General features: G+C 68.3%; 14 protein-coding genes and 1 pseudogene. 5 read left to right on the plus strand and 10 right to left on the minus strand.

Features of this window, described 5'->3' with window-relative positions; translation table 11 throughout:
• A partial coding sequence (locus C1I93_RS04125) for a KamA family radical SAM protein (RefSeq protein ID WP_111241866.1) occupies positions 1-1344 on the plus strand: 1344 nt, incomplete at its 5' end.
• 63 nt (positions 1345-1407) lie between these two features.
• Here C1I93_RS04125 and C1I93_RS04130 read toward each other — a convergent pair.
• Complete coding sequence (locus C1I93_RS04130) at positions 1408-1602, minus strand: CsbD family protein (protein WP_111241867.1); 195 nt, start codon at positions 1600-1602, stop codon at positions 1408-1410.
• A 168-nt stretch (positions 1603-1770) separates the two neighbouring features.
• On the opposite strand from C1I93_RS04130, the gene C1I93_RS04135 reads away from it, so the two are divergent.
• Complete coding sequence (locus C1I93_RS04135; RefSeq protein ID WP_111241868.1) at positions 1771-2355, plus strand: histidine phosphatase family protein; 585 nt, start codon at positions 1771-1773, stop codon at positions 2353-2355.
• Between the two features lie 118 nt (positions 2356-2473).
• Here the strand turns inward: C1I93_RS04135 and C1I93_RS04140 are convergent, their stop codons facing one another.
• The 4 genes from C1I93_RS04140 to C1I93_RS04155 form a co-directional block, all read right to left on the minus strand.
• On the minus strand, positions 2474-4156 hold the full coding sequence (locus C1I93_RS04140; RefSeq protein WP_111241869.1) for a CDP-glycerol glycerophosphotransferase family protein: 1683 nt from the start codon (positions 4154-4156) through the stop codon (positions 2474-2476).
• Positions 4153-5607: a polysaccharide pyruvyl transferase family protein gene (locus tag C1I93_RS04145; RefSeq protein WP_111241870.1), complete on the minus strand. Its 1455-nt coding sequence runs from the start codon at positions 5605-5607 to the stop codon at positions 4153-4155. Before C1I93_RS04145 ends, C1I93_RS04140 begins: the two co-directional genes overlap by 4 nt.
• 228 nt (positions 5608-5835) lie before the next feature.
• Entirely contained in the window at positions 5836-6330 is a 495-nt protein-coding gene (locus C1I93_RS04150) for an Lrp/AsnC family transcriptional regulator (RefSeq protein WP_111241871.1), read from the minus strand.
• Between the two features lie 86 nt (positions 6331-6416).
• Positions 6417-7559 (minus strand): acyl-CoA dehydrogenase family protein, encoded by a 1143-nt coding sequence (locus C1I93_RS04155; RefSeq protein WP_111241872.1) that lies wholly within the window; start codon positions 7557-7559, stop codon positions 6417-6419.
• Positions 7560-7827: 268 nt separating this feature from the next.
• On the opposite strand from C1I93_RS04155, the gene C1I93_RS04160 reads away from it, so the two are divergent.
• Entirely contained in the window at positions 7828-8043 is a 216-nt protein-coding gene (locus C1I93_RS04160) for a hypothetical protein (protein WP_111241901.1), read from the plus strand.
• Between the two features lie 76 nt (positions 8044-8119).
• Here the strand turns inward: C1I93_RS04160 and C1I93_RS04165 are convergent, their stop codons facing one another.
• The 3 genes and pseudogenes from C1I93_RS04165 to C1I93_RS31365 form a co-directional block, all read right to left on the minus strand.
• Positions 8120-9208: a hypothetical protein gene (locus C1I93_RS04165; protein WP_111241902.1), complete on the minus strand. Its 1089-nt coding sequence runs from the start codon at positions 9206-9208 to the stop codon at positions 8120-8122.
• Between the two features lie 1016 nt (positions 9209-10224).
• A pseudogene (locus tag C1I93_RS33180) lies at positions 10225-10386 on the minus strand (helix-turn-helix domain-containing protein); the annotation flags it as partial.
• Positions 10383-10541: a hypothetical protein gene (locus C1I93_RS31365; protein ID WP_181445007.1), complete on the minus strand. Its 159-nt coding sequence runs from the start codon at positions 10539-10541 to the stop codon at positions 10383-10385. The gene C1I93_RS31365 and the pseudogene C1I93_RS33180, both read right to left, overlap by 4 nt.
• Positions 10542-10717: 176 nt before the next feature.
• Here C1I93_RS31365 and C1I93_RS04175 point away from each other — a divergent pair, with 176 nt between their 5' ends.
• Both C1I93_RS04175 and C1I93_RS04180 read left to right on the plus strand, forming a co-directional pair.
• A complete protein-coding gene (locus C1I93_RS04175; protein WP_146603424.1) occupies positions 10718-11566 on the plus strand; it encodes a helix-turn-helix domain-containing protein in 849 nt (282 codons plus the stop codon).
• The gene (locus tag C1I93_RS04180) at positions 11556-11744 is read left to right on the plus strand and encodes a DUF397 domain-containing protein (protein WP_111241875.1); all 189 of its coding nucleotides are present in this window, start codon (positions 11556-11558) and stop codon (positions 11742-11744) included. The genes C1I93_RS04175 and C1I93_RS04180 overlap by 11 nt, the downstream gene beginning before the upstream one ends.
• Positions 11745-11906: 162 nt before the next feature.
• Here C1I93_RS04180 and C1I93_RS04185 read toward each other — a convergent pair whose 3' ends face one another.
• Both C1I93_RS04185 and C1I93_RS04190 read right to left on the minus strand, forming a co-directional pair.
• On the minus strand, positions 11907-12662 hold the full coding sequence (locus tag C1I93_RS04185) for a hypothetical protein (protein WP_223256226.1): 756 nt from the start codon (positions 12660-12662) through the stop codon (positions 11907-11909).
• A 126-nt stretch (positions 12663-12788) separates the two neighbouring features.
• A complete protein-coding gene (locus C1I93_RS04190) occupies positions 12789-13181 on the minus strand; it encodes an HflX GTPase family protein (RefSeq protein WP_212808471.1) in 393 nt (130 codons plus the stop codon).
• Positions 13182-13601 lie beyond the last annotated feature (420 nt).

Genomic DNA, 13601 nt, shown 5'->3' on the forward strand with positions numbered 1-13601 from the left:
ACCACCGGCCAACCGTACGAATACCGCCGCACCCCCCTCGTCGAACCCGACTGGACCCGCTTCCCCGGCTGGCGCCACGTCACCCGCGACCAGTGGGAAAACGCCCAGTGGCAGCGCGTCAACTGCGTCAAGAACATCAAGCAGCTACGCACCGTCCTCGGCGACACCGTCGACGAGACCTTCTACGCCGACCTGGAAGCCGACCAGCGTGCCCTGGCGACCATGTCGATGCTGGTGCCACCACAGATGATCAACACGATGGTGCCGACCAGCACGCCCACCACCGAGGCGCTCCTGGCCGACCCCATCCGGCGCTACATGATCCCGGTCGCCTCCGACCGCCGCACCGACTGGCCCTCACACCCGTACGCCAGTCGCGACTCGCTGCACGAACACGACATGTGGGTCGCCGAGGGCCTCACCCACCGCTACCCCACGAAGGTCCTCGCCGAACTGCTCTCCACCTGTCCGCAGTACTGCGGACACTGCACCCGCATGGACCTGGTCGGCAACTCCACCCCCATGGTCGACAAGCTCAAACTCACCCTCAAGCCGGTGGACCGCTACGACGCCCACATCACCTACCTCAAGGCCCACCCCGGCGTGCGCGACGTGGTCGTCTCCGGCGGCGACGTGGCGAACGTGCCCTGGCGCAACCTTGAGTCGTACCTGATGCGGCTACTGGAGATCGAGACCATCCGCGACATCCGGCTGGCCACCAAGGCCCTCATGGGGCTGCCCCAGCACTGGCTCCAGCCCGACGTCGTCGAGGGCCTGGAACGGGTCGCCCGCACCGCCGCCCGACGCGGCGTCAACCTGGCCATCCACACCCACGTCAACCACGCCCAGTCGCTCACCCCACTTGTCGCCCGAGCCGCCCAGACCGCCCTCGACGTCGGCGTCCGCGACGTACGCAACCAGGGCGTGCTGATGCGCGGCGTGAACGCCACCAGCACCGACCTGCTCGACCTCTGCTTCGCCCTGCAAGGCGAAGCCGGCATCCTGCCCTACTACTTCTACATGTGCGACATGATCCCCAACGCCGAACACTGGCGGGTTCCGGTCTGGCACGCCCAGCAGCTCCAGCACGACATCATGGGCTACCTGCCCGGCTACGCCACCCCGCGGATCGTCTGCGACGTGCCCTTCGTCGGCAAGCGCTGGGTGCACATGGTCACCGAGTACGACCGGGAACGCGGCATCTCCTACTGGACCAAGAACTACCGCACCTCGATCGAGTCCGCCGAACTGGCCGCGCTCAGCAAGCGTTACGCCTACTACGACCCGATTGACACGCTGCCCGAGGCCGGCCAGCGATGGTGGCACACCCACCGCGACGACTGACCCCGCCGCACCGCCGACGAGCAGGGCCGCCAGATCATCTGGCGGCCCTGCTCGTCGGTATGGTCACCGGTTGAAGGCGTCCTTGGCGTTACGCCCGGCGTCCTTCACGTTCTCTCCCGCCTCACGCGCCCGCGCCTCGCTCTGCTCGCTGGCGCCCTCGGCACGCATGCGCTCGTTGTCGGTCATGTCTCCGATGCGCTCCTTGGCGGCACCGCTCATCTGCTCGACCTTGTTCTTCGCCTTGTCGGTGAAGCTCATGTCGGGCCTCCTCTGCTCTGGCGGTAAGTCCGACCTTCTTGTTCTGTGTCCCCTCAGCTGCTGCGTGGAAACCCCGGTGAGGGATCACATCGCGTAAGGCATCCTAGGACACTAGGTGCCGTCCGAGCCGCACCGGCGACGGCAGCGGCGCGGTGGTTAACTGGGCGCATGGGGCAGATCATGCTGATCCGGCACGGTGAGACCACCTGGAGCGCCAGCCGTCGACACACGTCGTACACGGATCTGGAACTCACACCCGACGGTGCGCGGCAGGCCCGCGCACTCGGTGCCGCCCTCGCCGCACAGCGGTTCGCCGCCGTGCTGACCAGCCCGCGCATCCGCGCCCTGCGCACCGCGCAGCTGGCCGGGCTGACCGTCACCGGCACCGACGAGGACCTGACCGAATGGAACTACGGCGAGTACGAGGGCCTCACCACCGCTGAGATCCAGGAAGACCAGCCCGGCTGGAGCGTCTGGTCCGACGGCTGTCCGGGCGGGGAATCTCCGAGCGAGGTCGGTGAGCGCGTCGACCGGATGCTCAGCCGCCTGCATCCGCTGCTCGACCAGGGGTCCGTGGCGCTGGTCGGACACGCCCACACGCTGCGCGTGCTGGGTGCCCGATGGGTCGGCCTACCGCCCTCGGCCGGGGCGCTGCTCCGGCTGGACACCGCCACCCTCAGCCTGCTCGGCCACGAGCACGGCCGCCGGGTCATCCTGCGCTGGAACCAGCCCGCGCCCACCGCGCCGGCCTGACCAGGCGCGGCCCAGCGGCCTCAGCGCAAACACCACCGCGGACTGATCACGCACCACACCGGAACGCCGACGGCTCCGGTCCGACGTGGTACGTCGGACCGGAGCCGTCAGGTGGAACTCAGAGGTAGCGACCGGCCTCGTCGAGGAAGTGCTGCGCGTACCCCTCGGCGGGAATGTCGCCGAGGTAGTACTTCTTCAGGTCGTGACGAGTGGACGCCAGCGGATCGCTGCCGAGCATGTCGTCCAGCACCGGGTCGAGCCCACGTACCCGGCCCTCGTGCGCGTCGATCACATAGGCCGCGCGGGCCAGCGGGAACGCGTCGGTGAACCGGTCCGGCGGCGCCGAGACCGCGACCATCGCGAACGGCTTCTCCGAGTACAGGTAGTCGGCCACCACACTCGACACGTCAGAGACCATCACGTCCGAGGCGTTGAAACAGTCCACCACCGACATCTTCATCTCGGCCTCGGGACCGAAGACGTGCGGCCGACCGTTCGCCTGGCTGTCCTCGGCCAACAGCGCCCGGATGCGGGCACACTCCGCGGTCAACTCCGCCGACCGCTGCGAGTACGGGTGCGGCCGGAAGACCACACTGCACCCGCGCGCCAGCAGCGCCTTGATGATGTCGTAGCCGACAAGCAGCGACGAGTAGTTCGAGTCGGCGTAGAAACCGGCCCACGTCGGCGCGTAGAGCACCCGCGGGTTCGCGATCGAGGCGATCGGCTGTGCGGCGATGGCGACGTTCTCCACCTGCGGACGTCCCACAATGGTGAACATCTCCGCCGGCATGCTCACCCCGTTGGCGGCGAACCTGTCGATCGCCGCCTGGCCGGCGACGAAGTTCCTGTCGTACATCCGGAACACCGGGTTGTGGCTCGGCACCTTGTCGCTGTCACCGTGGTTGAGCTGGATGTGCTTGAGCCTGGTGTAGCGGATCAGGTGGCAGTTCTTCGTGGCGGTGTTGACGTAGAAGGCGGCCCTCAACGACGGGACGATGACCGCGTCGAGTTCGGTCAACCCGGCCCGGAACACCACAGGTGCGGTGGTCAGTCGCAGCACCTCGTTGAAGTTGGCCTCGCTGCGCACCAGGACGAAGTACTTCTTGCCGAGCCGCTCCAGGTAGGGCAGCCACATCGCGATCTGGTAGCCGGTGGCGGAGGGCGCCTCCCAGTGCAGCACGAAAGCCGGCTCGTACGCGGTGAGCGCGGCGGTCAACCGCTCCTCGCTGCGGTGCCGGGCCTGCACCCGGGTCGTCGCCTGCCAACCGGTGAAGCCGACCAGACCCAGGGCCGCCGCCGACACCGCCACCGTCACCAGCCCGGTCAGGCCGGTGAACCCGCAGATCAGGGCCGTGACCACCGCGACGCCGTTGACCAGCACCGCGCGGCTCGTGTTGGGCCGCAGGGCAGGCCGCAGGCCGCTGCCGGGCAGGTTGGCCGCGACCGGGTAGACGGCACGGGACACCGCCATCACCGGCGCCTCGCCGAGAACCGCCACGGCCGCGAGACCGACGCCCACCGCCAGGAAGGGATCGAGCCCGCCGTGCACCGCGCCGAGCAGATAGGCGGTGGCCAGCAGCAACAGCCGCACCACCACTGTCGCTTCGGAGCGGGCCTTTCCGCCCCGGAACGCGCCCCGCCACACCCAGCCCAGCAGACCGACCGCGATCAGCGCCGGCGGCAGTGCCCAGAGGGGAGAGTTGCCCACCGCCGCGAGCAGCAGCGCGAGCACGGCCGCCGCCTCAGCGGCCAGAATGGGCAGTCGGCCGGCCAACCAGCCGCCGACCCCGGAACGCTTCACCGCCGGACCCCCGCTGACGACGGGTTGATCCGCAACACCCTGCCCACCCGGCCGCGCCAGCTCGCCAGGAAGTTCTGCTGCACCTTCAGCTCCTGCTCCAATCGGGTCACCCGCTCCTCGAGTGACTCCTTTCCGCGTGGCTCGCGGAACGGTGGTTCAAATGCGTACGCCGGCCGCTCCAGATCACCGTCGTGCCCCTGCCGCAGCCAACGCAGCCGCGACATCACCTGGCGACGGCCGACTACGTCCGACGCCATCAGGGTGTGCACCGGTCCGGGGAACTTGGCGGCGGCCAGTGCCGCGTCATAGGCCGGGTTGGCCTTGCCCGGCTGGAAGACGTGCTCGAGATTGTTGTGCTCGAGGAACTTCACGTAGGTCGCGAAGGTCTCCGCCTGCCGGGGCAGGAACCCGTCGAAGTCGGCCTCCTCGTAGAGCCGCTGCGCGTCGACGTCCGGCGGCAGGTCGGCGTAGAGGCGGTACGGGATGCCGTGGTACTCGGCCAGCTCGACGGTACGCGAGTCGTGCGCCAGCACCACCGAGGGCGTACCGGCCAGCACGCCGGCGACGTTGCCGTGGATCCGGGTGCCGAACGCGAAGTGCTGCTCGGCCATGAAGTCGACCCAGGTGGAGGCGTCCACGAAGAACCGCATCCGGTCGTTCTCGTACAGCGGGTGATCGGTGTGCACCGGCATCCGCGGGTTGCCGACCTTGGCCGGGTTCTCCCCCCACAGCATCAGTGCGAGCCGGTGATGCTGCTGGGGCACGATGACGCTGTTCGGGTAGCGGGTGGTGTTGGCCTCGATCAGCCGGTCGACCCCCTTGACTTTCGGGGTGTAGGAGATGGCCAACGGGCTGTCCCAGGTCAGCCGGTCGACCTTGCGCACCAGCGGCCCGAGGGGACCGTTGCCGAACATGGACGGGCAGCCGATCACCCGCACGTGCTCGTCACCGAAGCCCAGGTATTTGAGCATGCGGGCGGTGTACTCGCCGCGCACCCCGATCGAGGCCGACCGGTCCAGCACCGCCTTGGTGAACCGCGTCACGATCCGCTTGTACTCGTCGGGCAGCGTGTCGAAGTCGGTGCCGTACGGCAGCTGCGCCCCGATGCCGACCACGGTGACCGGGATCGTCAGCTTCTCGATGACCTTCGCGAGCCGCTCCAGGTGCGGCAGGAAGGTGTCCCGGTAGGAGTTCGCCATCGGCAGCACGAACCGGTCGAACTCCTCGTTCGTGCGCTGGATGTAGCGGCCCAGGTGCACCGGACGCTCGTGCACGTACGAGTTGGCGACCACCTCGGCGTCGGGCACGCTGAGCACCCGGAAGACCGCGCTGTAGAAGAGCATGTTGCCGGAGTTCGACCCGAAGATGCCGAGCCGCGACGAGGCGAGGCTCTGCTCGTGCGACAGCACAGTCAGTGGGCTCTTGCCGGCGCGGATGAGGATCCGTGTCATGAGCGGACCCCGGACACCGTACGGGTGAACGGCAATCGCGTCGATCGGTACATCTCATCCTCCCCTTGAAGGCACGCGAGGCAACCCGGGTGTCTTCGGCAACAGGAGTCGACGCCGGCGGTTGGTCCGGCGTCGACTGCACGTTCAGGTCGTGCTCACGCGGAATTCGGCTTGGATCCTAGCTCCGTCGGCGGCCCGTCGACCGCACCGGGGGTAACCGGGTGTCGATTAACCCGGTGGCTCGGTCGTACCGCCGCGGTGCCGGTGCGTCGGCACATCGGGACCTACCTTGGGCGGTCGGTGCTCGTACGGAGTGGAGAGCACGACAGTGGTCCGGGTGGTGACATTTGCCGAGGTACGGATCTCCTGGAGCACCCGTTCCAGGTCCGCCGGACCGGCGACCCGGACCAGCAGCAGATAGAAGTCCTCCCCCGCCACCGAGTAGCACGAGTCGATCTCCGGCAGGTGGGCCAACCGCTCCGGGGCGTCGTCGGGCTGGGACGGATCAAACGGGCGGATCGCCACGAACGCGGTGAGCGGCAGGTCGAGCGCCTCGAAGGAGACCCGCGCGGCGTACCCCTTGATCACACCGCGTTGCTCCAGCCGGCGTACCCGCTGATGGACCGCGGAGACCGACAGCCCGACCTTCTCCGCGAGGTCTGTGTACGACAGCCGTCCGTCGGTGGTCAGCGCGACGACGATGGCCTGGTCGATCTCCTCCACGGCGTGCAACCCTACCGAGTACGGGCCGTCGGCGCGACGACCCGCCCGCCGAGCGTCACCGTCGGCGGGCGGGCGACCCCGTTCGGTCAGCCCTTCGCCAACGCCCGGGAGATCACCAGACGCTGGATCTGGTTGGTGCCCTCGACGATCTGGAGCACCTTCGCCTCCCGCATGTACCGCTCCACCGGGTGGTCGGCCACGTAGCCGGCGCCGCCGAGCACCTGCACCGCGTCCGTGGTCACCCGCATCGCCATGTCGGTGGCGAACAGTTTCGCCTTGGCCGCCTCGATCGAGTACGGCCGGCCGGCGTCCCGCAGCCGCGCCGCGGCCAGCATCAACGCGCGGGCCGCGGAGATCTGGGTGGCCAGGTCGGCCAGGGTGAAGCCGAGACCCTGGAAGTCGATGATCGAGCGGCCGAACTGCTGGCGCTGCCGGGCGTAGTCCACCGCGTAGTCCAACGCCGCCTGGGCCAGCCCCACCGCGCAGGCGGCGATGCCGAGCCGGCCGGCATCCAGGGCGGACATCGCGATGGTGAAGCCGTTGCCCTCGCCGCCGATCAGTCGGTCCGCCGGCACCCGGGCGTCGTCGAAGGCGAGTTGCGCCACCGGCGAGGAGCGCAGACCCATGGTGCGTTCGGCGGCCTGCGGGTGGATGCCGGGCGTGGCCCGGTCGGCGAGCAGGCAGGAGATGCCGCGCGCGCCGGGGCCGCCGGTACGGCAGAAGACGTTGTAGAAGTCGGCCACCTGGGCGTGGGTGATCCACGCCTTGGTGCCGGTCACCACGTAGGCGTCGCCGTCGCGGACCGCCTTCGTGGTCAGCGCCGCGGCATCCGACCCGCCCTGCGGCTCGGAGAGGCAGTACGCGCCCAGCAGCTCGCCACCGATCATGTCGGGCAGCAGTTTGCGCTGCTCCTCGGTGCCGAATGCGGCGACCGGGTAGCAGGACAGGGTGTGCACGCTGACCGCCTCGGCGACGGCGAGCCAGCGGCTGGCCAGGATCTCCAGCACCTGGAGGTAGACCTCGTACGGCTGGGCGGCGCCGCCGTGCTCCTCGGCGTACGGCAGGCCGAGCAGGCCGGCCCGGCCCAGGGTACGCAGCACCTCGCGGGGGAACTCGGCGCGAGACTCGTACTCGACGGCCTTCGGGGCGAGTTCCCGGTCGGCGAGTTCGGTGGCCAGTTCCAGCAGGTCGTGGGCCTCGTCGGTGGGCAGGATCCGGTCGACAGTCATGGCGCGGTGAGCTCCCCGGGGTGGGTGTTGATCTGGTGCATGCCGCCTGTGGTGCAGACGCCACCCTCTCAGCTTAACGTTCGTTCGGGTTGGGCAGCTGACGGACGCCGCTGGTCGGCCCGGCGAACACGCCGGCGGTCGAATCGCCGGCGCGCACCGGCAGAGCGGTCAGGAATCGAGAAGCGCCCCGCCGCCGGGCCGCAGCAAGCTTGCCCCAGGACATCCCGCCGGCTGGGTCACGCCGGGCTCACACTCCATGGAGGTCGCCATGAACTGGAACAACGCTGTCCGACAAACCCATCGCTGGACGTCCGTCACGTTCGCCGTGACCATGGCCGTCGCCTTCGTCGCCGTCGCGCAGGCCGATCCCGTCGAGTGGGTGTTCTATCTGCCGTTGCTCCCGCTGGCCCTGCTTCTGCTCACCGGTCTGTACCTGTTCGTCCTGCCGTACGCCCGCAGGCGGCGGGGAACTTCACTTCGGTGAGGTCTTCGATGCTCCTGCCCGCTCGCCGCAGCGTCGGCGGCGGCCGGAGGAGGCCCGCCGCCGACGCTGACCGGCGTCATACCCGGGAGGTGAAGGTGGCCAGGAAGCGGTGGGGGGTGATCACGCCGGCGTTGTCGAAGCAGATCACGTCGACCTCGACATCAGTGGTGTACGACCAGGGTTGGGTGAGATGGCAGTAGTTGCTGCCAGGGCCCTGCGCCACGACCTGGGCATGCGTCTCCCTGACGCCGATCTGCGGAAAAGTCGCCAGGAATCGGCCGGCGGGGGCCAGCGGCACCACCGTGTTGGCACCGACACCGACCATCGAGTTGTCGTTGGTCGGCCCGCCGACGGCGGTGCCCACGTATCCGATGTACGTCGGCGGGCCGAAGGAGCCGATCACCGACCGCCGGCGGTGGTACGAGAGGACGAAGTCGGTGTTGGTGAACGCGCCGGCCTGGTCGTAGCAGAAGACCTCCACCTGCACGTAGGTGCTGAGCGGGCCCCAGGAGTTGACCTTGCATCGGCGGGGAGCGGCGTTCGGTTGCACGGCGGTGACCTGCACGTTGCCGGCGAGCAAATCGGGTAGCCCCACCCCGGGCAGCCGCACCGCGTACTGCCCGACGCCGAACGCCCCGACCGCGTTCACCATGCCCGTGGAGTTGTACGACTGCGTCATCGCGCCGCCAGCCCACTGCACGTACGCGTAGGAGTTGCCGGCCGGCAGCACGCCCGAGCTGGTCGTCCAGAGCACGGTGAACGGGGTGTCCTCGCGCGTGCCGCCGGGCCTGTGGCACTGCACGTCGACGATCTGGTCGGCGCCGGACTGGCCCCAGCGAACCACCTCGCAGTAGTGCCCGCTCCGGTTCACCGGGGTCACGTGCGGCACGCCCCGCGAGCCGGCGCCTACCTGCGGGAAGCGGACCTGGAATCGGCCGGGTGCGAGCTTGATGCCGTCGGCCCAGGCGGCCGGGAATGCCGTCTTCCAGCTTCCCCACTGCCGGGTGGTGTCAAGCACGGTCCAGACCGGCACGGTGGGGTCCTTGACGTAGGCGAACCCCCAGCGGTCAGCGGTGGCCGCTGCGGCAGGTGCCGCTGGCATGAGTGCGCCGGCGGCGGCCAGAACAGCAGCCAGCGCTGCGCTGACGAACGATCGGAGACGCATGTGTTCCTCCATTCGAACCGGAAGATGACACACAGGAGCGTGCGGGTTGTAATGGCTTGGTTACAAAGGAAATCGCTGATGTTCCGATGTGGGGTGACAACCACCTCTGGCATGTATCAAAGTCGGCCACAGCGACTCTTTTACTGAAGCGCTGTGTCCGGTGGCTTCATCGCGGACAGCGATGGGGTGCGTGGGGCGATACTTTGATCGGACCAGTGCCCTAGTCGGCGACGATCCAGGCCTTGATGGCCCAGTTGGCCGGGTTCGCGGCAATGGCCGACTGCTCGCCGTCATCGGGTGAGGCCGAGGATGGTGGCCAGTCGCGCGACGTCGGCCGCTGCTGGTCCGCGGTGGATGATCTCGGCGAGGAGAGTACGGGCGACCGACCGGTTGCGGACTTCGGCGGGCGCGATCCGGTCGGCGTCGAGGAGCGCCTGCCCGGCCTGGGCCGGGTCGCCGGTGTCGAGGTACGCACGAGCGGCGTCGATGAGGTGGGCGCCGCGATGCTCGGGCGGCAGCCGCCGCCAACCGTGGCTGCGGATGGCGTGTTCGTGGCGGTGAAGGGCTTCGGCGGTGTCGCCGAGGCAGTGGGCGGCGAGGAATCGAGCCGATTCGACGGCACCCGACCCGAACCCGGTGTGCTGCGGGTCGGTGTCGTTGGCCCGTCGACCGGCCAGGCTGGCGGCGTAGTCGAGTAGGTCGTGGGTGTTGCGGCGGTCGCCGTAGCTGGCGGTGGCGAGTGCGGCCTGGAGGTAGAGGGTTGCGCGTACGTTGTCGTCGTCTGCGGTGTCGGCGGCGGTGATCGCGGCGGTGACGGCGAGGTGGTGGTGGTCGAGGGCGCGTAGGGCTTGGGTGATGCCGATGGTGGCGGCGGCGGTGAGGGTGGGGCCTTCGGCGGCGGCGGTGACGGCCCGGTCAGCGGCGAGCCAGGCGAGTTCGGCGTGGTCGAGTTTGATCAGCACCGCGGCGGTGATTCGGTACGTGGACACCAGCAGGCTCCGCGTCCCACGTGTGGTGTCGAGTTTGCGTACGCCGCGCTCCACCTTGTCGACCCAGCTTTTTGACTTGCCGAGCCGATCGGCGAAGGCCTGCTGGCTCATGCCCCGGTTGACGCGCAGCTCAGCCACCCGTCGTCCGAGGGGTACGGAGTTGTGGTCGCGGCGGTGAGGATGGTTCATCGGATGCCCGCCGCTGGCGGCATGGTGTGGGTGTATGTACCACAGCGCGGACACCACCGCGACTTCACCTTGAACGCGAACAGCCCGGCCACGAAGCCCAGCAGCACCCCACTGAGCACCATCATCACCAACTCGACAAGCACGAGTCCTCTCACCTCCAAGCGAGACCGCGAAGCCGGGGCGGCACCGTACACCCCTCGACCACATCCGTTGCGTACCGTAACCAGGCTTGCGCATCACATGATGCAAGGCAAGCATCAATCCATGATCAATGAAAATCTGCATGTGAGTCGATGCAGACGAGTAGTCGGGATTGGTGCAGAATCACTACATGCCTCGATTTACGCCAGCGACGCCACGATCCCGTCGACTCGGCCGGGAGCTGCGCAAGCTCCGCGAAGCCAAGGAACTGACCGGCGAGGAGACCGCGAAGCTCGTCCGCTGCTCGACATCCCGGATCAGCCGGATCGAGTCCGGCGAGATCAAGCTCCGGCCCGGTGACGTCATGGAACTACTGGTCACCTACGGCATCCGGATCGACGAAGAGCCCGGCACGTCGCTGTTGGAGCTGGCCCGTGACCTGCGCGAAGAGGGCTGGTGGCAGCGCATCGGCGGCAAGTACGCCACATACATCGCCTACGAGACCGAAGCCGTCGAACTCAAGAACTTCGAGCCGATGCTCGTGCCCGGTCTACTCCAAACCGAGCGGTACGCCCGCGAAGTCAACATCATCGGCCGTGAGACCGACCCGGAAACCGTCGACCAGCGCGTCGCAGCCCGGATGACCCGTCAGGAGGTGTTGCACCGCCAGCCGACCCCGCTGCGAATGCACGCCATCCTCTCCGAGGCGTCCCTGCGAACCGAGGTCGGCGGCCCGGAGGTGCTGAGCGAGCAGCTTCACCACCTGGTCAAGGTGAGTCGACTGCCCAACATCACGATCCAGGTGCTCCGCTTCGAAGCCGGCGCGCACCTGGCGGACAGCAGCGGCTTCGCCCTGCTCAGCTTCGAGCAGGACGAGCCGCCGTTGGGCTACATCGAGACGTTGGCCGGTGAGCTGTTCCTCGAGTCCAGCCGCGACCTGGCGCGGCTGTCAGCGGCGTACGACAATCTGAGGATGCTGGCGAGGTCGCCGGCCGAGTCGATCAAGTTCATCAAGGAGCTGAGCGAGCATGGAGCGTAACGTCTGGCGCACGTCGAGCCGTTCCGGCAGCAACGGCCAGTGCGTCGAGGTCCGCGATCGAGGCAGTGCGATCGACGTACGCGACTCCAAGGCACCCGCCGCCGGAACCCTGAGCTTCGACCCCGTCTCCTGGACCGCCTTCGTCAGCGGCATCAGAACCGACGCCAGCCGCCCCTGAGCTTCGCCACGCACGCCAATGGAGCTGCAGCACGGTGGTCGGGATGGTGTCGGGACCGAAGCGCCGGTTGACTGTCAGGGCGAAGGCAGCCCGGTGATCCGAAGGCCACTCGCCGTACCGTGCCCTGGTTGCAGGCGCGCGGATCGCGGCATGAGCGGACGTTCAGACGCAGTCCCAGAAGAAGCGGCCTTCCCGCTGGTCCTCACTGAGGAAGGCGTATCCGGAACCGCCGCCGAAGTTGAGTGCGTACTCGTCGTCGCCCCACCCCTCGGCGTCGTCCAGTTGAAAGAAGAAGCGCCACGAGGCGTCGAGGTCGGTCGTCCACGGCTGCCAGAGCAAAGGCTGGCCGCCGACATAACTGCGGCAGTCGACTCGTCCGTGGTCGTTGTCGCCGTCGAAGTGAACACCACGGCGTGCAGCGTCCTGGTAGGCGACCTCCCGCTCGAAGAAGGACGCGGTTGCTTCGTCTGGCAGATGCACATCGATGTGGAGTTCGACAGGCACCCGCTCGGTCCATTGACTGCCGCGGCGCCACAACGTCGGTCCGGTGCCCGTGGCGAGGCCGGTGACGAACGACGGCACCCGCCCGCCGGGCTGAATGAGCAGCGCGTTCTCACCACCCTCGGCTTCAAACGTCCCCGCCAGTGACTCTTCGTCTTGAGTCATGAACAGGTAACTCATCCGGAGGCTGGGGCCCGGCAGCGGGAACTGCCCGATGAAGGTCATCGGTGACCCGAATTGAGCGGATACCGGCCAGAACGGCTCATCTATCCAGACCGGCAGCCCACCGAGCTTGGCGACCGGATCGTCGATCGGGGCGAGGCTGGGCCGCCATGACATCTCCAACCGGGGCATCAGCCACGGATCGAACGGCCCGGTCGCCGACGGTGAGCGACTTGAACCTTCCAACCACGCCATGGCCACGCCTTCCTGGTGCCACGCGCACGACGCTTCTACGACTCTACGGCGCGGCAACCATACGCCATCTGCTCATCGGCCCGACCAGACGCTGACGGGCGCGCGCACGGCGGCATGTGCGGGCACTCAATGATCGGCGGAGAAGAGGCCCTCGCCGCTGGTCACGAAGCACCCGAACATGTCGCCGAGAACAGCTCGTTGGTGTTCCGTGAGCGGGTTTACGAACACCGCAACACCGACGTCTGCGTCCCGGCACGCCTGCGCGATCTCGCGCGCTTTGCCCGGGCTGAGCAGTGTCCGCCGCGAGAACGGCACAGCCAATTTGGCCGCACCGCCGTGGGAGACACCCCGCCGCTGGACGTGCCGGCTCACTACCCGCCCGCCATGGGCCTCCACAGAGGCCGCCAGCACGTCAAGCTTTGCGCCGAACTTCTTGTCCTTGGCCGAGAACAGGCCCACGAGCGCCACGTCGGTGCCCGCCAGCACGGAGGTCGGTGGCTCGGTCGGAGATCGCCGCACGGGGCCATGGTGTCAGATGCCATACGGGCAGCCGTTTGTCGGCACGACAGCGCAGTGTCCGGCCGGGCCAAGGCGCGGACAGCGGCATTTCCGGGCGTCGCGGGACAGCATGGGTAACACAGAGCATGACGACCCTGCCGGCCCCACGCGCGATTAGCTCACCGAAGAGTTGCGGACACTGCCGCGCAGCGGTCGCAGTTGTCGGCGCTGACTGTCGGCCGCACGGCGGGCGCAGGATCCGCCGACCGAAGCGGGGGTTACGGTGGATAATCAACAATCCGACGGTGAGGCTGCAAATGATCAATGTCCAGGAGTTCGCGCGACGGCTGAGTACTCTCGGAGCTGATGCCTTCACCAGCGACGACGTCGTGGACTTGGCGACCGCGGCCGATGTTCGCATCAGCGCAGACCTCGAGATCG

The sequence above is a fragment of the Micromonospora endophytica genome, assembly GCF_003236305.1.
In the GTDB taxonomy this organism is placed as follows: Bacteria; Actinomycetota; Actinomycetes; order Mycobacteriales; family Micromonosporaceae; genus Micromonospora; species Micromonospora endophytica.

Excerpts from the sequence above, each read along its gene's own strand:
- C1I93_RS04135 (WP_111241868.1), top strand. The coding sequence starts at position 1,771 with ATGGGGCAGATCATGCTGATCCGGCACGGTGAGACCACCTGGAGCGCC.
- C1I93_RS04145 (WP_111241870.1), bottom strand. The coding sequence starts at position 5,607 with ATGACACGGATCCTCATCCGCGCCGGCAAGAGCCCACTGACTGTGCTG.
- C1I93_RS04185 (WP_223256226.1), bottom strand. The coding sequence starts at position 12,662 with ATGGCGTGGTTGGAAGGTTCAAGTCGCTCACCGTCGGCGACCGGGCCG.
- C1I93_RS04155 (WP_111241872.1), bottom strand. The coding sequence starts at position 7,559 with ATGACTGTCGACCGGATCCTGCCCACCGACGAGGCCCACGACCTGCTG.
- C1I93_RS04180 (WP_111241875.1), top strand. The coding sequence starts at position 11,556 with ATGGAGCGTAACGTCTGGCGCACGTCGAGCCGTTCCGGCAGCAACGGC.
- C1I93_RS04165 (WP_111241902.1), bottom strand. The coding sequence starts at position 9,208 with ATGCGTCTCCGATCGTTCGTCAGCGCAGCGCTGGCTGCTGTTCTGGCC.
- C1I93_RS04160 (WP_111241901.1), top strand. The coding sequence starts at position 7,828 with ATGAACTGGAACAACGCTGTCCGACAAACCCATCGCTGGACGTCCGTC.
- C1I93_RS04130 (WP_111241867.1), bottom strand. The coding sequence starts at position 1,602 with ATGAGCTTCACCGACAAGGCGAAGAACAAGGTCGAGCAGATGAGCGGT.
- C1I93_RS04175 (WP_146603424.1), top strand. The coding sequence starts at position 10,718 with ATGCCTCGATTTACGCCAGCGACGCCACGATCCCGTCGACTCGGCCGG.